This is a genomic window from Agrobacterium sp. CFBP2214 (assembly GCF_030209895.1).
In the GTDB taxonomy this organism is placed as follows: domain Bacteria; phylum Pseudomonadota; class Alphaproteobacteria; order Rhizobiales; family Rhizobiaceae; genus Agrobacterium; species Agrobacterium radiobacter.
Genome location: NZ_JARVRC010000007.1, coordinates 114,627 through 132,548 on the forward strand (window position 1 = coordinate 114,627; position 17,922 = coordinate 132,548).

The window sequence follows — 17,922 nt, forward strand, 5'->3', positions numbered from 1 at the left end:
GCCCGCTGATAAGCGCCTCGACAGACGTTATCTCACCATGCCGCATGTGGAACGCGGCATGGTCGTCGGGCTTTTCGGCGGCTCTTTCAATCCCCCCCATGCAGGCCACGCGCTTGTGGCCGAGATTGCGCTGCGCAGGCTGGGTCTCGATCAGCTCTGGTGGATCGTCACGCCGGGCAACCCGCTGAAAAGCCGTTCGGAGTTGGCGTCCCTCGAAGATCGCATCGCGGCCTGCGAAAAGCTGGTCCACGATCCACGCATCAAGGTGACGGCTTTCGAGAAAACGCTGGGGATGAGCTATACGGCCAATACACTCGCGAAGGTGAAGGCAAAAAATCCGCACGTCCGCTTCATCTGGGTCATGGGTGCCGACAATCTGAAGAGTTTTCACCATTGGCAGAAATGGCGCACCATAGCCGAGACTTTTCCAATCGCGGTGATCGATCGACCGGGTTCGACCCTGTCCTACCTCTCCTCCACCATGGCGCAGGCCTTCAGCCAGGTGCGGATAGATGAGGACGATGCCGGGGTTCTGTGGAAAAAACGCGCTCCCGCCTGGGTTTTCATTCACGGACCGCGTTCTACGCTCAGTTCCACGGCGCTGCGCAACGGCCGTAAATGACAGCTCCGATCACAAATGATGTATGCGGCTGATGTTGAAGTGCCCATATCTTGAAAAGTTAATGCTTTGATGCCACCTTCATTGTGTGACGCAGAGAATCGCGTCGCGCAGTGCCTGTTTTGTCATTCTTGGAAAGGAAAACCTCTGACAACAGTACACGCCAAGGGAAAAGCATTTGTTGCTATCCCGAAGGGTCAGGACAGTGGCGCCGATGCCGCCGGCCATGCCCTCGAAACCGTCCTCGCGAGCCTCGAGGACTCCAAGGCTGAAGATATCGTCTCTCTCAACATTGCCGGAAAATCGGCGCTTGCGGACTACATGGTTGTGGTCTCCGGGCGATCGAACAGGCATGTCTCGGCGATTTGCGAGCATCTTCTGAAAGACATGAAGGATGAAGGGTTCGGAAACGCCCGCGTCGAAGGTCTCGAGACCGGAGACTGGGTGCTGATCGATACCGGCGACATCATCGTTCATGTGTTCCGCCCGGAAATCCGCGCCTTCTACAACATTGAAAAAATGTGGGCGACGCCGGATATGCCGGAAGAGACGCTGCATTGATGCGGTGAGCCTTTGAGCGAGTGCATCGTTTCTGCCGAAGATCAATCTGACTTCGGAAACGGTGCCTCTGGCCGGAAATCAGACCGGCCGCATAGGAATCCGCAGGCTATGCTGTTAAGAGCGGGACCCTGTTGGGTCACGACGAATGCAGGTTTGCGATGCGGATTTCAATTTTTGCGGTGGGACGGCTGAAATCCGGCCCTGAAAAGGATCTTGCGGCCCGTTATATCGAGCGTCTGGCAAAGACCGGCCCGGCGATCGGGCTGGAGTTTTCGCGGGTGATCGAGGTGGGTGAAAGCCGTGCTTCCAATGCCGAGACCCGCAAACGCGAAGAAGCCGCGATGCTGGAGAAACATCTGGCCGATGGCGCTGTCCTCGTCCTGTTGGACGAGCGCGGAAAGGCACTTGATAGTCCCGCCTTTGCTTCATTTTTTGGCGATCTGCGTGATAGCGGCAAACGTGACCTTGTGATCGCCATTGGCGGGGCAGATGGGCTTGACCCCGCGCTTTACGACAGGGCGGCGGCCGTTCTCAATCTCGGCAAGCTGACATGGCCGCATCAGATCGTTCGTATCCTGATTGCCGAGCAGCTCTATCGGGCTGTCACGATCCTCTCCGGCCATCCCTATCACCGCGCCTGAACGGGTTTCCTTTCGGGGAATTGTCTCAATTTCAACATGAAGCTCCGCGACACCGCTGACTGCGGACGACTTTGGCGGCGGCCTTTCTCAGGCCTCTTGGAAGATCGCGGCAAAATCCCTAATATCGGCGCTCCTGCTTCGGCATCAAAGAAAGCTCAAATGGACACCACGCCTCAACGAAAACGGCACGCTGCCCTTGCGGGCGCGGTTATTGCTGCTTTCGTCATGGGGGGCGGTCCGACCCATTCGCGTGACGATGCGGGCGCTGCCCCGGCGGCAAGCGATGCTTCCTCGCCGGATGCGCTGCAGACGCTGGAGAAGCGCCGCGACCAGAACCGGCAGGATCTGGAGGAGCTGGTCGACAGCATCGGCCTTTCGGAAGACAAGACAAGGACGCTCGAAGAAAGCATCGCCTCCCTCAATCAGGACAGCGCGCGCATTCGCGAGGAACTGATCGCATCGGCTGCCCGACGCAAGGCGCTGGAAGCCAAGATCAGCGACGGCGAGGATCGCCTGGCCAAGCTTTCGGTCCGTGAGGATGGCGTCAAGGCATCATTGCGGGAAAGACGCGGCGTGCTGGCGGAGGTTCTGGCCGCATTGCAGCGCATGGGCAGAAACCCGCCACCGGCTCTCCTCGTTTCACCTGAAGATGCACTGGCTTCCGTGCGCAGTGCCATTCTTCTCGGCGCCGTCGTGCCCGGCATTCGCGGTGAAACCGACAAGCTCGTCGCCGCTCTCAAAGAATTGACCGACGTCAGGCAGGCAATCGCTCGCGAAAAGGGTGATCTTACGGGTATGATGACGGCAAGTCTGGAAGAGGAAAAACGCCTCGACCTCCTGATTGCCGAAAATGACCGCAAGAATTCCCAGACGGCGGCCGAACTGGAGGCGGAACGCAAGCGATCTGAAGAGCTTGCGAGCAAGGCGACGAGCCTTGAGGGGCTAGTCAGTTCGCTCGAAGGCGAGATTACCTCGGTGCGGGAAGCGATGGAAAAGGCGCGGGCGGAAGAGCAGCGTCTTGCTCGTCTTTCGGAGGCGGAACGCGAGAAGGAACGCGCCGCGGCCGAGGCGGGAATGCCCGATAAAAACCGCATTGCGCCCGCATATCCCTTCGCGAGTTTGAAGGGAAAGCTGGAGCTGCCGGTGACCGGCGAGGTGCTGCGGCGCTTCGGCGATGCGGACGGAACGGGCCACTTTTCCAAGGGAATTGTTGTCGCGAGCGGACCGGAAGCCATCGTGACGGCGCCTGCAGACGGCTTCGTGGTATTTGCCGGAGATTTTCGCAGTTACGGCCGGATGATCATCCTCAATACGGGTAACGGATATCATGTGGTGATGACGGGCATGGACAATGTGAGGACGCGGCAGGGCATGTTCGTGTTCTCCGGAGAGCCCATCGCCTCCATGGGTGCAAAAAGAGTAGCGAGTGCAGCAGCATTGGCGCTGGAAACCGACAGGCCAACGCTCTACATTGAGTTCAGGAAAGATGGTGTACCGGTTGATTCCCAACCGTGGTGGACCGCAAAAAATACCGGAAGGGCGCACAATGATTCGTAAGGTTTCGCTTCTCCTTATCGGTGGGCTTATGGGCGCCACGGCGATGAGTGTGATTTATTCGGCGAGCATGCCGGCACAGGCGGCCGGGCCTTCGACCTATAAGGAACTGTCGATCTTTGGCGACGTGTTCGAGCGCGTGCGCGCACAATATGTGACGCCGCCGGATGACGAGAAGCTGGTGGAAAATGCCATTAACGGCATGCTCAGCTCGCTCGATCCGCATTCGAGCTTCATGAATGCCAAGGATGCCAACGACATGCGCACCCAGACCAAGGGTGAATTCGGCGGTCTCGGTATCGAAGTGACCATGGAGAACGAGCTGGTCAAGGTCATCACGCCGATCGACGACACGCCGGCTTCCCGCGCAGGCATTCTCGCAGGCGACTTCATTTCAGAAATTGACGGTACGCCGGTTCGCGGCCTGAAGCTGGAACAGGCGGTTGAAAAGATGCGCGGCGCGGTCAAGACGCCGATCAAGCTGACGATCATCCGCCAGGGCGCTGACAAGCCGCTTGAATTCACCGTCATGCGCGATGTCATTGCCGTGCGGGCCGTCAAGTCCCGCGTCGAGGGTGACAATGTCGGTTATCTGCGCGTCATCTCCTTTACCGAGAAGACCTATGATGATCTCGAAAAGGCGATCAAGAAGATCAAGGCTGATGTGCCTGCCGACAAGCTGAAGGGCTATGTGCTCGATCTGCGCCTCAACCCGGGTGGTCTGCTTGATCAGGCGATCAATGTTTCCGACGCCTTCCTCGAGCGCGGTGAGGTCGTTTCGACCCGTGGCCGCAATCCCGACGAGACCCGCCGCTTCAACGCGACGGCCGGTGATCTGACCGATGGCAAGCCGGTAATCGTGCTCGTCAACGGCGGTTCGGCTTCGGCTTCGGAAATCGTTGCCGGTGCCCTGCAGGATCTGCGTCGTGCGACCGTCGTCGGCACGCGCTCCTTCGGCAAGGGCTCGGTCCAGACGATCATTCCGCTCGGCGAGGCCGGTGCGTTGCGTCTGACCACGGCGCTTTATTACACGCCGTCGGGCAAATCGATCCAGGGCACGGGCATTACGCCTGACATCAAAGTTGAACAGCCTTTGCCGCCGGAATTGCAGGGTCGCGTCACGACCGAAGGCGAATCCAGCCTGACCGGCCATATCAAGGGCCAGAGCGAAACGGACGAAGGTTCTGGTTCCTCCGCCTACGTGCCGCCGGAAGCAAAGGACGACATCCAGCTCAACTACGCGCTGGACCTGTTGCGCGGCGCCAAGACGGATCCGTCTTTCCCGCCGAACCCGGACAAGGCTGTGGTCAACAAGCAGTAAGATAGTGCGCCGGTCAGCCGGCGCATTGTCTCTATTGCCCAACCGTTTGGACGGATCGTTCATTGCCTTCGGACCTGCGAAAACCGCTTCTAGGTCGTCAGAAAAAAAGCGCCGGTATTAACCGGCGCTTTTCCGTCATTATGGCTCTGTCGGTGCTTGCGGTTTTTTCGATTGGCGGCCTCTCCGTCTATACGGCGCTTTCGCCCGGCAACTTGCAGAAGACGGCGAGCGGGCCGGATGCACAGCCTCAGCTTGCCGACAAGACACCTGAAACCGCACTGGCCGAGGTAACGGCTCCCGGTGATGCTGCCGTTCTGCAGCCGCAAAGCGGGCGCTCCGGCGCCAATATCAATCGCGAGACAATGCCTGATGGCAATGTCGTATCGGTGTACTCCCCCCGCCCGCGCGAGGGTGACGGGCCGGTGCTGATGAGCGGCCAGACCTATGGTCAGGATCCGCGCATGGCGACGCGGCCCAATGAGGAGCTGCTGGAAGAAACCGCATTCGGCAGATTGCCGGTCGTTGGCGCGGACGGTTTGCGGCCGATGGAGCAATATGCACGGCCCTGGTCGGGCGCACGGGGCACACGGGTGGCGATCGTGGTCGGCGGGCTGGGTCTCAGCCAGACGGGGTCGCAAAAAGCGATCCGAGACCTGCCGCCGGAGGTCACGCTTGGTTTTGCCGCCAGCGGCAACAGCCTGCAACGCTGGATGCAGGAAGCGCGCCGGCAAGGACATGAAATTCTTCTTCAGATACCGCTGGAACCCTTCGGTTATCCGGGTACTAATCCCGGCCCGGACACGCTGCTGGCGGGTGACCCTGCCAAGGTCAATATCGACCGGCTGCATCGCTCCATGACAAAAATCACCAATTACACCGGCATCATGAATTATCTCGGCGGGCGCTTTCTTGCCGAGCAGGCGGCCTTGGAGCCTGTCATGCGCGACATCGGCAAGCGTGGCCTGCTGTTTCTGGATGATGGCTCCTCGGCGCAGTCGTTGAGCGGGGGGATCGCGAAGGCTATTTCCGCGCCGCAGGGCTTTGCCGATATTTTGCTCGACGGCGAAGTCACCGAAGCTTCCATTCTGCGCAAGCTGGACGAGCTGGAGCGGATTGCGCGGCGTAATGGCCAGGCGATCGGCGTTGCGTCGGCCTTCGATGAAAGCGTTGCGGCGATATCGAAATGGTCGCGTGAGGCCGGCGGGCGCGGTATTGAGATCGTCGGTGTTTCCGCGCTTGTTTCCGGGCAGGCGGGGCAGTAAACCTTGCCTGCGACCATTTCCGGCGTTGAGACAGTGCGGGTTTCCCATGACAATCAAAGCAGAAGATTTGCCTTACCGTCCCTGTGCGGGAATAATGGTTCTGAACGCTCGAGGCCTCGTCTGGGCCGGTCGGCGTATCAAGGAAGGCAATTCCGAATATGACGGTTCACCGCAATTGTGGCAGATGCCGCAGGGCGGCATCGATGACGGCGAACGGCCTTTGACGGCCGCCATTCGCGAACTCTACGAAGAGACGGGCATGAAAACGGTGAGCCTGCTTGCGGAAGCGAGCGACTGGATTCACTATGATCTGCCGCCCGAACTGATCGGTATCGGCCTCAGGGGCAAATATCGCGGGCAGGCGCAGCGCTGGTTTGCGTTCCGCTTCGAGGGCGATGAAAGCGAAATCCAGATCGATCCGCCGCCAACCGGGCACACGGCCGAATTCGACGCATGGGACTGGAAGCCGATGGAAATCCTGCCGGAGCTCATCGTGCCTTTCAAGCGGGCGGTATACGAAAAGGTTGTGGCGGAGTTCCAGCACCTTTCCGGCAAATAAAAAAGGCGGCCTGGGCCGCCTTTTCTGTCCTGTCGCCAGTGCTTATTCCGCTTCGTTGGCGGAATCGGCATTGAGCTGGCCGTATTTCTCTTCGCCGATCTTGCCGAGCAGTTCGAGCTGGGTTTCGAGAAAGTCGATATGGCCTTCCTCGTCGATCAGCAGTTCTTCGAAAAGCTTCATGGAGACATAGTCTCCGGCCTCATAACAGATATCGCGCGATTTCTTGTAGGAGGTGCGGGCGTCATATTCGCCGGCAAGGTCAGCTTCCAGAACTTCCTTGACGTTCTGGCCGATGCGCAGGGGCGAAACCGTCTGAAGGTTGGGATGGCCTTCAAGGAAGATGATGCGTGCGACCAGCTTGTCGGCGTGCTGCATTTCCTCGATGGATTCAGCACGTTCCTTTTTGGCGAGCTTCGTGTAGCCCCAGTCTTCCAGCAAACGATAGTGAAGCCAGTACTGGTTTACCGCACCGAGTTCGAGAAAAAGGGCCTCGTTAAGCCGCTCGATGACTTTTTTGTCGCCTTTCAATGTCCGCTCTCCTGTTCTCTTCATGGAATTGCTTCAGGCGGGACATAAAATCAAAAACATCGGCCTCAGTCGAGTGGCGACGGGCATGATATTCTTCAGTCGTTTTGATGATCAGGTCGACAACGGTCGGGAAACAGCCGCAGCAGCGGCCGCGTTTTTCCATGGCGTGATACACTTTTGCAGGAACGATGAGCTGCCAACAGTCCTCGTCGAGGAGCTCGTTAATGACGTCCCGGATATCGTGATCAGTGATGTAATTGCAGCTGCAAACCAGCATGATGGACTGCCTGTATGACGCAACACGTTGTTTTCATTCTTAAACCAAAACAGGACAGCCAATGTCAAGAAAAACCTATTAATGAGTCGCCAAGGGTTTTCTAGACTCATTCTAAACTATACAAAAACTATCGTATTTTCATTGGTTTAGGCGGCCTGTCTTTCCTGTCTTTCATCTTCAAGTTTTTGTGCGCCGCAAATTTATCGAAGCCGAGATCACGGAAAGTTTACTGAGTTCAGGCGGCCGGCAGGGCGGCGATGGATGGCCTCAGGCGAAATATTGTCCGCCATTGGCCGTCATGGTCGAGCCGGTGATGAAGCCGGCCTCGTCGGAAACCAGAAACAGAACGCAGCGCGCGATTTCTTCTGGTTCACCCAACCGTCCTACGGGAATTTGCGGCACGATCCGTTCGGCCAGAACCTTTTCCGGGATCGCTCTTACCATCTCCGTGCCGATATAGCCGGGGCAGATGGCGTTGACAGTGATGTTGCGGCTGGCGCCCTCCTGGGCGAGCGCCTTGGTGAAGCCGATATCGCCTGCCTTCGAGGCGGAGTAGTTGGCCTGCCCTGCCTGTCCCTTCTGGCCATTGATGGAGGAAATATTGACGATGCGACCGAAGCCGCGGTCGCGCATGCCCGGCCAGACGGGGTGCGTCATGTTGAACACGCCGGTGAGGTTGGTGTCGATCACCTCGCGCCATTGCTGCGGTGTCATCTTGTGGAACATCGCATCGCGGGTGATGCCGGCATTGTTGACGAGGACTTCGACGGGCCCGAGAGTTTCCTCCACCTTCGCAATACCACTGACGCAGGCGTCATAGTCGCGCACGTCCCACTGGAGTGCAGGGATGCCGGTTTCTTTCTGGAATGCTTCCGCCCTGTCCGTTGTGAAAGCGTAGTTGACGGCCACGCGGTAGCCGGCCGCCTGCAGGGCGCGGGCGATTGCGGCACCTATGCCGCTCGTCCCGCCGGAAATCAAAGCAACCCGGCTCATATCGGCCTCCATGACCTGTCATTGAAGCGCCTGCATATGCGAGGATGCTTCCATATCTTGCAGAAGTTTTTCGTCGCGCTCACCGGCCACAGAAATGCGGCCAATGGGAGGCCGCTTCTAACCTATTGCACGCCGAACCGGAATTGCTTTTTGAAAAGTCAGGCGGTGGTTTCAGAGTGCTTCGATGCACATGGCGACACCCATGCCGCCGCCGATGCAGAGCGTTGCGAGGCCCTTCGACACGTTGCGGCGGCGCATTTCGAAAATCAGGGTGTTAAGGACGCGTGCACCGGAGGCGCCGATCGGATGGCCGATGGCAATCGCCCCGCCATTGACGTTGACGATATCAGGATCAAGACCAAGTTCGCGCACCACCGCGCAGGACTGGGCCGCAAAGGCTTCGTTGGCTTCCACAAGGCCAATATCGCTGATCGACCAGCCAGCCTTGGCCAGCGCCTTGCGGGAGGCGGGGATGGGGCCGGTGCCCATGATCTGCGGATCGACACCTGCCGTCGCCCAGGAGGCGATACGGGCCAGCGGCTTGATACCGCGCTTTCCCGCCTCCTGTTCCGACATCAAAAGCGTGGCGGCGGCACCATCATTCAGACCGGAGGCGTTGCCCGCCGTCACGGTGCCTTCCTTGTCAAAGGCGGGGCGCAGCTTGGCCATCGTTTCCAGTGAAGCGCCAGCGCGGATATGTTCATCCGCATCGATGACGATATCGGCCTTGCGGCCTTTGACCGTGAAGGCAACGATCTCGTCAGTGAAACGACCGGCATTCTGCGCGGCTTCGGCCTTATTTTGCGATGCGACCGCAAATTGGTCCTGTTCATCGCGGGAAAGCTGCCATTGGCGTGCGATGTTTTCAGCAGTGATGCCCATGTGATAGCCGTAAAAGGCGTCAGTCAGGCCGTCTTTCAGCATGGTGTCGATCATCTTGAAATCGCCCATCTTCACGCCGCCGCGCAAATGGGCGCAGTGGGGCGCCATGGACATGGATTCCTGGCCGCCGGCAATAACGATGGCCGCATCGCCGGTAACGATCTGCTGCATGCCAAGGGCCACGGCGCGCAGGCCGGAACCACAGAGCTGATTGAGACCGAAGGCGGTTGCTTCCTGGGGAATTCCGGCCTTCATCGCCGCCTGCCGCGCCGGGTTCTGCCCTTCGCCCGCCGTCAGGACCTGACCGAGAATGACTTCATCGATTTCGCCAGCCGCGACGCCGGCGCGTTCCAGCACGGCGCTGATGACGGTCGCCCCCAGTTCATGGGCTGGCGTATTGGCAAAGTGGCCATTGAAAGAGCCGACTGCGGTGCGCGCGGCGCTGGCAATTACGATTGAAGGCAGGGTCATTAGTTTTCTCCTCACTTGCGGGCGGAGACTGGCAAAGCTTTCAATACAAGTCAAATGGCGAAAGTTGCTTTAAAAGATGTTGCTAAATCACGCTGGAATCTTGCGGAAAATTGCTGCGCAAAAAACAAACTGTTGCGATGCACAAAACATTTGTCAGAGGGCTTGTTTTGCGCATACACTTTGCGGTGGGAAGAGCAATAACACCAAAAAACAAGAAAATACCATCATCGCGAGGAGGCGGGCATGGCGAAACACGACGGCGAAACAATCATTAAAAAATACGCCAACAGGCGGCTCTATAATACTGGCACGAGCACCTATGTGACGCTTGATGATCTGGCGCAGATGGTCAAGCGCGGCGAAGACTTCAAGGTTCAGGACGCCAAATCATCAGAGGATATTACCCACGCAGTCCTGACGCAGATTATCGTCGAGCAGGAGGCCAAAACCGGCAATACGTTGCTGCCGACGGCGTTTCTGCGGCAGCTGATCTCCTATTATGGCGACCAGATGCAGATGGTAGTGCCGACATTTCTCGAACATTCGATGAAGACCTTCTCCGACCAGCAAAGCCAGATGCAGGAGCATATGGCCAAGGCCTTCGGCGACGGTTCGCTTGCCCGCAATTTCCAGGCGCCTCTGCAGATGATGGAAGAGCAGATCCGCCGTAACACCGAACTCTTCCGCCAGGCGATGCAGGGCTTCACGCCTTTTGCGATGCCGCAGGCGCCGAAAGAAACCCGCAAACCGAATGCATCCGAAATCGATGAGCTGAAGGCGCAGTTGCGCGCATTGCAGCAAAAACTCGACCAGCTGTGATTCTACCGCATTCTGGCCGATGCTGGATTTGATCACCGCATCGGCTGCTGCTTGGGACTTTCAGCCCGCCGCTCTTTCCGGAACGCGCAACAGCAGCAGGAAACCTGCCCCCAGAAATACGATGAGCGTCGCCATGCCGATATGGGCGGAGCCGCTTATATAGGTGGCTATGGAAAATGATAGCGTCGCCATGAAACTCGTGGCGCGCCCGGAAAGCGCATAGATGCCGAAATAGCGGCCCGCTTCTGCGACAGTGATGTTGCGGGCGAGATAAGAGCGCGACGAGGCCTGAACCGGGCCAAAGGCAAGGCCGATCAAAACGCCATAAAAGAGATACGTCTTTTCCGCACCGGTGGCGAAGATGCCGCCATTGTCAGCGGTTGATAATTGTATCCAGCCGAACAGGGTAGAGCCCTTTTCCGTGGAGACGATGCCCAGCGTGGCCAGCAGCAAAAGCACCAGGCTGATGAGGATGGTGACGCGTGACCCCAGTCTCTGGTCGACGCGCCCGGCGGCAAAGCAGCCCGCGATGGCGACGACATTGAGCAGAATGCCAAAAAGGCCGATTTCCATCGTCGCCCAGCCGAACATGCCGGCAGCGAAAGCCCCGCCCAGAATGAGAACGCCATTAACGCCATCCTGATAGAGCATGCGCGCGATCAGAAACCGCAACAGCATGGGGCGGTAACGCAGTTCGCGTAGCGTAATCTTCAACTCCCCCAATCCCGAGCGGATCGCGGCTGCGAAGGGCAGACCCTTTTCAGCATCGGGGGTCAGCATAAACATCGGCAGAATGAAGATGAGATACCAGACCGCGGCGAGCGGGCCTGTTATTCTGGCATCTTCGCCGGTTGCAGGATCGAGGCCGAAAAGCGGCTTGATACCGGCAATGGTCACCCCGGTCTGCGGGTTGGCGGCCAGAAGCGTCACCACGGCAATCAATACCACCATGCCGCCGAGATAACCGAGCCCCCAGGCGAGATTGGAAATGCGCCCGACATTTTGCGGATTGGTCAGCCGCGGCATCATGGAATCGTTAAAAACGATGGAAAATTCCGCCGCGATGGAGGCGAGGATCATGCAGACGATCGGCAGGATGAGCGGTGAACCCGGTGCGGCAAACCAGAGGAAAAAGAGGCTGGTAATCTTGATGACGGCAAAAAAGGCGATCCAGGGTTTGCGTGCGCCCGACTGGTCGGCGATGGAACCGAGAATGGGTGAAAAGAGAGCGATGATGATCGACGACACCGTCGCCATGTTGCTCCATGTCGCCTGCGCCGAAATCGGATCATCAGTGAGCCGGGCGACGAAATAAGGCCCGAAAACGAAGGTTGTGACAACAGTGAAAAACGGCTGTGCCGCCCAGTCGAACATCACCCAGCCCCAGATGCCGCGTTTGGTAATCACTGTTTCCGCATTGGGGGAAGGGACAGTCATTCATCGTCCTATCGGAAAATCGGGAAATAAAAGGCGCGATGCCGGTGCATTCGTCTTGCCTGCTCCATCCGGGCCGGTGACCCGGATGGCGTTTTTTAAGGTTGCCGCTCAGCGTGCCTGAACGATGTCGCCAAGCAGCCCCGCCGCGACCGTCAGACGGGCAAGGTTGGTATCGCCGCTGTCGCTGAGCGCGCCGAGTTCGGAGACGATACGGTTGACGCGCACGCGGTCTGCCGCATACCAGGCCTGAACCGGATCCTTTTCCTTGGCATATTCCGTCAGCGCGGAGATGACGATCCGTCGTCTCGACGAGGAGATCTGATCCTGGCTGCGCAGGAGAGCCAGACTCTCGTAATGATCCGCCGGCGTGATGCGCTGGCTGGCATCCAGCAGACGCGCGACACGGAAAGTCGAGGAGACGGTGGCATAGCTTTCGGCGGCGCGGGCGAGCGTCGTGCCCGCACTTTCGGCGATGCGCATGATTTCAGGCACATAGACCAGCAGCGAAAGCGTATCGAGTTCCTCCAGAAGAGCTTGGGGAACGCCGTCGATTTCCGTGACGCCAAGCTCCCGGCGATATTTCGCTGCCGCTGGCGACAGCGTCTTGATCGCGGTTTTCAGACGCTCGATCTCGGTCGCCATGTCGCCCGTCGCCGCGCCCGCACTCCCGGTTTGCAGGTAAAGCCTGCTCGCATCCGAGAAGATACGTGTGATCGTCGCATAAAGCCCGTTCTGGACTTCACCTCCGATCTTGCCGTCAAGCGCGTCGACTTCGCTCCAAAGACGTTTGAGACCAAAACCGTCCTCAACGATCACCGCCGCCTTGACGACATCAGCGGCCAGAAGACCGCTCGCATCGGCAAGTTTTTGCACGAAGCCCGGGCCGCCGCGATTAACCACGGCATTGGCGAGTGCGGTCGCGACGATTTCGCGGTGCAGACGATGCGCCTTGATATCGTCGGCATAGTTCTTCTGCATCTTGGCCGGGAAATAATCGACCAGCAGATGCTGGAGATAGGGTTCGTCCGGAAGCGGGCTTGCCACCAATGCGTCGAACAGGGTCAGCTTGGCATAGGAGAGAAGCACGCCGATTTCCGGCCGGGTCAGCGGTTTGCCGGAGGCATATCTTTCGCTGAGTTCGGCATTGTTCGGCAGGGTTTCCACCTTGCGGTTCAGCTGTCCGGTTGCCTCCAATGCGCTCATCAGGCGGCCGAGCTCTTCCCGGTTGGCGAGCCCCAGCCGCTCCGTCAACGAGATCGCCAGGGATTGCAGGTAGTTGTTGCGCAGCACGAGCTGCGCCACTTCCGGCGTCATGGAGGCGAGAAGCTGGTTGCGCTTCGGCATCGTCAGGCGACCACTATTAACGGCGGAGGCCAGTGCGATCTTGATGTTGACCTCGACGTCGGAGGAATTCACGCCCGCCGAATTGTCGATCGCGTCGGAATTGCAACGCCCGCCCGAGAGCGAATAGGCGATGCGGCCCTTCTGGGTGATGCCCAGATTGGCGCCTTCGCCGATGACCTTCGCACGCAACTCCGTGGCGTTGACGCGGATGGGGTCATTCGCCCTGTCGCCCACCTCGGCATTGGTTTCCACCGCCGCCTTGATGTAGGTGCCGATGCCACCGAACCACAGAAGATCGGTCGGCGCCTTCAGGATGGCGGTCATGATCTCGAAGGGCGTGGCGACGGATTTGTCGATGCCAATGGCAGCCACGGCTTCCGGCGTCAGCGTCACCGATTTTTCGGAGCGCGAAATGATCATCGCGCCGCCGGAGAGCGTTGAACGGTCGTAATCCTGCCAGCTGGAACGGGGCAGTTCGAAAAGCCGCTTGCGCTCGGCAAAGGACTTGTCGGTATCGGGGTCCGGGTCGATGAAGATGTCGCGGTGATCGAAGGCCGCAATCAGCCTGATCTTTTCCGACAGCAGCATGCCGTTGCCGAAAACGTCGCCGGACATGTCGCCCACGCCTGCCACGGTGAAGGGCGTGGTCTGTATGTCGGTGCCCATTTCACGGAAATGGCGTTTTACGGTTTCCCAGGCGCCACGCGCGGTGATGCCCATCTTCTTGTGGTCGTAACCGGCCGAGCCACCCGATGCGAAGGCATCGTCCAGCCAGAAGCCGGCGTCGTGGGCAAGACCGTTCGCCGTATCGGAGAAGGTTGCTGTTCCCTTGTCGGCGGCGACAACGAAATAGGGGTCGTCGCCATCGAGCCGCAGCGTATCGGCCGGTGGCACAATGGCATCATCAACGATATTGTCGGTGATGGACAGCAGGGTGCGGATATAGGTCTTGTAGGCCTCGCGGCCGGCATTAAAGACCTCATCGCGGGAGCCGCCGGCGGGCAGGCTCTTCGGGAAGAAGCCGCCCTTGGCGCCAACAGGAACGATCACCGCATTCTTGACCTGCTGCGCCTTGACGAGACCGAGCACTTCCGTGCGGTAATCCTGGCCGCGATCCGACCAGCGCAGACCACCACGTGCGACCTTGCCGAAGCGCAGATGCACACCTTCGACCTCGGTTCCATAAACGAAGATTTCGCGGAAGGGGCGCGGGTCGGGCAGGCCATCAAGATGTTTGGGATCGAACTTGAACGCCAGAATGTCACGCGGCGTGCCATCGGCGTTTTTCTGGAAGTAGTTGGTGCGCAGCGTCGCGTCGATGGCGTTGACGTAACGTCGGAGGGTGCGGTCCTCATCGAGATTGGGAACGCCGCTCAATGCCGCTTCGATTGCCTTGTGTATCTCGGCGAGTTTCTTCACCCGCTTCTTTTCCTCAACAGACGGATCGAAGCCGGCCTTGAACAGCGCGAAAATATTCCGCGAAATGTCAGGATATTTATAGAGCGTTTCGGAAATATGCTCCTGTGAATAAACGATGCCGGTCTGGCGCAGATAACGGGCATAGGCGCGCAGGACGGAAACTTCGCGCACTGTCAAACCGCTGGTGAGGATCAGGCGGTTGAAGTTGTCGTTATCGACCTTGCCGGAGAAGGCGGCAAGGAAGGCTTCTTCGAGCTTCGGTCCGTAATGCGGCAGATCGAGCGTCGTGCCGGCTGCGACAGAGAGTTCCATATCGTGCAGAACGATATCGCGCTTCTCGCCATCTGAAACCACACCGATGTCGAAGGTGCGCTCACTGATGACGTTGAAGCCGAGATTTTCGAGCAGCGGTACGCGGCGCGAAAGCGGCAGGTGACCGTCGCGGTGGAAGATTTTCAAGGACAGCGTGTCGGCCGACTGGCCTTCCTGCTGGTAAAATTCGATGCGGACCGGCTCACCCTTCGCGGCACCCAGAATATCGGGCATGTCGCCGATCGCCTCTTCCGGCGTGAAGGCCTCCTGATACGCCTGATCCACCTCCAGCACCGGCGCACCGGGCTCCGACAGCGCAATGAAGTGGTCTATCCAGCGCGCTGCAATATCGCTGACGGCATCTTCGAGCTTGTCCTGGGCAATGCGTGGGGTTTTGCCTTCCGTGCGCCCGACGATGAAGTGCACGCGGGCGACGGCGCCTTCGGGGAAGGCGGGATAATAGGCGGAAATATGCCCGTCATAGACCCTGCTCAGATAATCGCCGATCTTCTCACGCACATAGGAATTATATTCCTCACGCGGAACGAAGATGATGGCCGAAACGAAGCGGTCGAAACGGTCGATACGCGCAAGCACGCGCACGCGTGGCCGGTCGCTCAGTTCCATGATCTGCTCGACGAAGCGGATCAGAAGATCCGTTTCGATCTGGAAGAGATCGTCGCGCGGGTAGGCTTCCAGCGTGTTCTGCAGGATGCGGCCGGAGTGGCTGTTCGGATCGAAGCCGAAATGCCGTTCGACTTCCGCGACCTTGGCGCGCAGCAAGGGTATCTGTTTGACCGAGCGCGTGTAGGCGGTGGCGGTGAAGAGGCCGACGATGCGCAATTCGCCGATGACATTGCCGTCCTCGTCGAAGCGTTTGATGCCGATATAATCCATATAGGCGCGGCGGTGCACGATGGATTTCACATTGGCCTTGGTGACGATGAGGAAATCCGGGCCGTCGAGGAAGGCAAGGATTTCCGGGGTCGTCGTCACGGCGTTCTTGCCGAGACGCAGCACGCGCACATCCGGATCGCTGAGACTGCCGAGGCCAACGCCGTCGCCGCGTTCGATCTTCGCGTTCTTTCCCTTGCCGGAATAGGTGTAGTCACGCATGCCGAGGAAGGTGAAATTGTCATTGCGAAGCCAGTTGAGGAATTCGACCGCTTCCGTTCGCTCCGTCTTGCGCCGCGATGAGCCGCGCTTGGACAATTCGTCCAGCGCCTCGTCGAGTTTCGCCAGCATGGGCCGCCAGTCGCGATAGGCTGACTGGACCTGCGTCAGTACGAAGCGCAGCTTCTCTTCCAGCGCTGCGGCGGCCTGCTGCGTGAGCGGCGCGATATGCAGCTGGATGAGGCTGATATTTTCAGCGGGATCATCCTCCGGTTCCGCAAGACGATAGCCTGCCTGCGCGCTTTCGTCGCGCACCAGTATCGGGTGCACGGCGAGATAAAGGCCGCGATAGCTGCTGGTGACCTCGCCCATGACGGAATCGTAAAGGAAAGGCATATTGCGGCCGATAATGGTCAGAACCGTTACCGGAACCTCCCGCGGTGAAACGCCCTCCACCTGGGAGATGCCGATGTACGGAACCTCTCCCGTCCAGTGCGAAAGTGCCTGGAAACTGTGGGCCGCGCTCGCCGCCAGCATCTCTGCGGAATAATATTCTATATCGTCCGCACTTGCCCTTCCATAAAGAATACCTGGATCAAGAAATTGGACATTTTCGGCAATTGCCTGCTGGCGCGCTTTTTCGATCTGTTTTTCGCGTTTTGGATTGTTTCTATAGCCCATTTGACGTGGATTCCTCCAAAAATCACACTTTAATATAAAAAAGCATCGCCAATTTGCGGATTTTGCCTTTTCAGTCGAATCGGATATTGGCGTGGAATTACGAAGAGTTTAAGAGGCTTTCGTGTTTCTGCAGTTTGGAAACGAAATTTTTTTGCTCCTTTTGCCATGAGGCCTGTCACGAAGCATTTTGACAGTATTTCTGCGGCTAATTTTTAGGCGGTTCTTTGGCCGCCATGTGATGTTGCGGCCACGGTCGAAGCAAATTATTGATTTGCGCCTATTTTTGTGGTACACCAACGACACTGATCCACAGCGTGGCATTTGTGTGCCCAAAAACACCACGAAAGCAACACCTCTTTTGCACGCGGTTTCCGTGACATATCGAGCGTTTACGTTATCGAACCCCGCAAGACGGGAAGGTGTGTTTTTGCGTGCACGGCTGGACCAGTGCGGAGTCACCTGACGGTTCCCCCGTCTCATCAGGGCCTGACCGACCCAACCCCGGCATCCCCGGGTATGTAACAGGGAGTTTTTAGAACGAATGACGACCCAGCAGAAGAAATCTCCAGCACATCACGGTTTCAAGACCGGTGAAGCGATTGTGTATCCCGCTCATGGTGTCGGTACCATTTCTGCAATCGAGGAACAAGAAGTTGCCGGCATGAAGCTTGAGCTTTTTGTCATCGATTTCGAAAAAGACAAGATGCGTCTTAAAGTTCCCGTCGCAAAAGCCGTCAGCATCGGCATGCGCAAGCTTTCCGAAGGCGATTTTGTCGAGCGGGCGCTGAAAGTGGTGCAGGGCAAGGCGCGTGTGAAGCGTACCATGTGGTCGCGCCGCGCGCAGGAATATGATGCGAAGATCAATTCCGGCGATCTCATCGCAATTGCGGAAGTTGTGCGCGATCTCTACCGTGCGGAAAACCAGCCGGAGCAGTCCTATTCCGAGCGTCAGCTTTATGAGGCTGCGCTCGATCGCATGGCGCGCGAAATCGCCGCCGTCAACAAGATGTCGGAAACCGAGGCTGTTCGCCTGGTGGAAGTCAACCTTGCCAAGGGCCCCAAGCGTGGCAAGACCGTTGAAGAGGACGATTCTCAGGACGAAGCCGCTTAATATCAGGCTTTTTCCTTC

Annotated in this window: 15 protein-coding genes; 9 read left to right on the forward strand and 6 right to left on the reverse strand. The window is 58.4% G+C overall.

Going from position 1 to position 17,922, the window contains the following annotated elements; translation table 11 throughout:
• The first annotated feature begins 37 nt into the window (after nt 1–37).
• The 7 genes from QRN60_RS19255 to QRN60_RS19285 all read left to right on the forward strand — a co-directional run bounded on the left by QRN60_RS19255 (nt 38) and on the right by QRN60_RS19285 (nt 6,517).
• The gene (locus QRN60_RS19255) at nt 38–622 is read left to right on the forward strand and encodes a nicotinate-nucleotide adenylyltransferase (RefSeq protein ID WP_129564835.1); all 585 of its coding nucleotides are present in this window, start codon (nt 38–40) and stop codon (nt 620–622) included.
• Nucleotides 623–691: 69 nt separating this feature from the next.
• Nucleotides 692–1,180 (forward strand): ribosome silencing factor, encoded by a 489-nt coding sequence (gene rsfS, locus QRN60_RS19260; protein WP_003505248.1) that lies wholly within the window; start codon nt 692–694, stop codon nt 1,178–1,180.
• A 158-nt stretch (nt 1,181–1,338) separates the two neighbouring features.
• On the forward strand, nt 1,339–1,821 hold the full coding sequence (gene rlmH, locus QRN60_RS19265) for a 23S rRNA (pseudouridine(1915)-N(3))-methyltransferase RlmH (RefSeq protein ID WP_003505246.1): 483 nt from the start codon (nt 1,339–1,341) through the stop codon (nt 1,819–1,821).
• Nucleotides 1,822–1,980: 159 nt separating this feature from the next.
• Entirely contained in the window at nt 1,981–3,378 is a 1,398-nt protein-coding gene (locus QRN60_RS19270) for a murein hydrolase activator EnvC family protein (RefSeq protein WP_003505244.1), read from the forward strand.
• Nucleotides 3,368–4,696: a S41 family peptidase gene (locus tag QRN60_RS19275; RefSeq protein ID WP_003505242.1), complete on the forward strand. Its 1,329-nt coding sequence runs from the start codon at nt 3,368–3,370 to the stop codon at nt 4,694–4,696. Before QRN60_RS19270 ends, QRN60_RS19275 begins: the two co-directional genes overlap by 11 nt.
• Before the next feature lie 62 nt (nt 4,697–4,758).
• Entirely contained in the window at nt 4,759–5,958 is a 1,200-nt protein-coding gene (locus QRN60_RS19280; protein ID WP_111791634.1) for a divergent polysaccharide deacetylase family protein, read from the forward strand.
• Between the two features lie 46 nt (nt 5,959–6,004).
• Entirely contained in the window at nt 6,005–6,517 is a 513-nt protein-coding gene (locus QRN60_RS19285) for an RNA pyrophosphohydrolase (RefSeq protein ID WP_080570260.1), read from the forward strand.
• 42 nt (nt 6,518–6,559) lie between these two features.
• On the opposite strand, the gene bfr is transcribed toward QRN60_RS19285, so the two are convergent.
• From bfr to QRN60_RS19305, 4 genes are all read right to left on the reverse strand, one after another.
• Complete coding sequence (bfr, locus tag QRN60_RS19290) at nt 6,560–7,045, reverse strand: bacterioferritin (protein ID WP_003505236.1); 486 nt, start codon at nt 7,043–7,045, stop codon at nt 6,560–6,562.
• Nucleotides 7,011–7,322 carry a (2Fe-2S)-binding protein gene (locus tag QRN60_RS19295; protein ID WP_003505234.1) on the reverse strand — a complete coding sequence of 104 codons (312 nt, stop codon included), beginning with the start codon at nt 7,320–7,322 and terminating at the stop codon, nt 7,011–7,013. Before QRN60_RS19295 ends, bfr begins: the two co-directional genes overlap by 35 nt.
• Before the next feature lie 267 nt (nt 7,323–7,589).
• Nucleotides 7,590–8,315 carry an acetoacetyl-CoA reductase gene (gene phbB, locus QRN60_RS19300; RefSeq protein ID WP_035212852.1) on the reverse strand — a complete coding sequence of 242 codons (726 nt, stop codon included), beginning with the start codon at nt 8,313–8,315 and terminating at the stop codon, nt 7,590–7,592.
• Nucleotides 8,316–8,486: 171 nt separating this feature from the next.
• Nucleotides 8,487–9,668, reverse strand: coding sequence for an acetyl-CoA C-acetyltransferase (locus tag QRN60_RS19305; RefSeq protein WP_003505229.1), 1,182 nt, complete (start codon nt 9,666–9,668; stop codon nt 8,487–8,489).
• Between the two features lie 243 nt (nt 9,669–9,911).
• On the opposite strand from QRN60_RS19305, the gene phaR reads away from it, so the two are divergent.
• Nucleotides 9,912–10,487, forward strand: a complete 576-nt coding sequence (gene phaR, locus QRN60_RS19310) for a polyhydroxyalkanoate synthesis repressor PhaR (protein WP_003520279.1) — start codon at nt 9,912–9,914, stop codon at nt 10,485–10,487.
• Between the two features lie 60 nt (nt 10,488–10,547).
• Here phaR and QRN60_RS19315 read toward each other — a convergent pair whose 3' ends face one another.
• Nucleotides 10,548–11,924 (reverse strand): MFS transporter, encoded by a 1,377-nt coding sequence (locus QRN60_RS19315; protein WP_080866488.1) that lies wholly within the window; start codon nt 11,922–11,924, stop codon nt 10,548–10,550.
• A 108-nt stretch (nt 11,925–12,032) separates the two neighbouring features.
• Nucleotides 12,033–16,793 carry an NAD-glutamate dehydrogenase gene (locus QRN60_RS19320; RefSeq protein WP_129564810.1) on the reverse strand — a complete coding sequence of 1,587 codons (4,761 nt, stop codon included), beginning with the start codon at nt 16,791–16,793 and terminating at the stop codon, nt 12,033–12,035.
• Nucleotides 16,794–17,334: 541 nt separating this feature from the next.
• Here QRN60_RS19320 and QRN60_RS19325 point away from each other — a divergent pair.
• Nucleotides 17,335–17,904, forward strand: a complete 570-nt coding sequence (locus QRN60_RS19325) for a CarD family transcriptional regulator (protein ID WP_003505223.1) — start codon at nt 17,335–17,337, stop codon at nt 17,902–17,904.
• Nucleotides 17,905–17,922 lie beyond the last annotated feature (18 nt).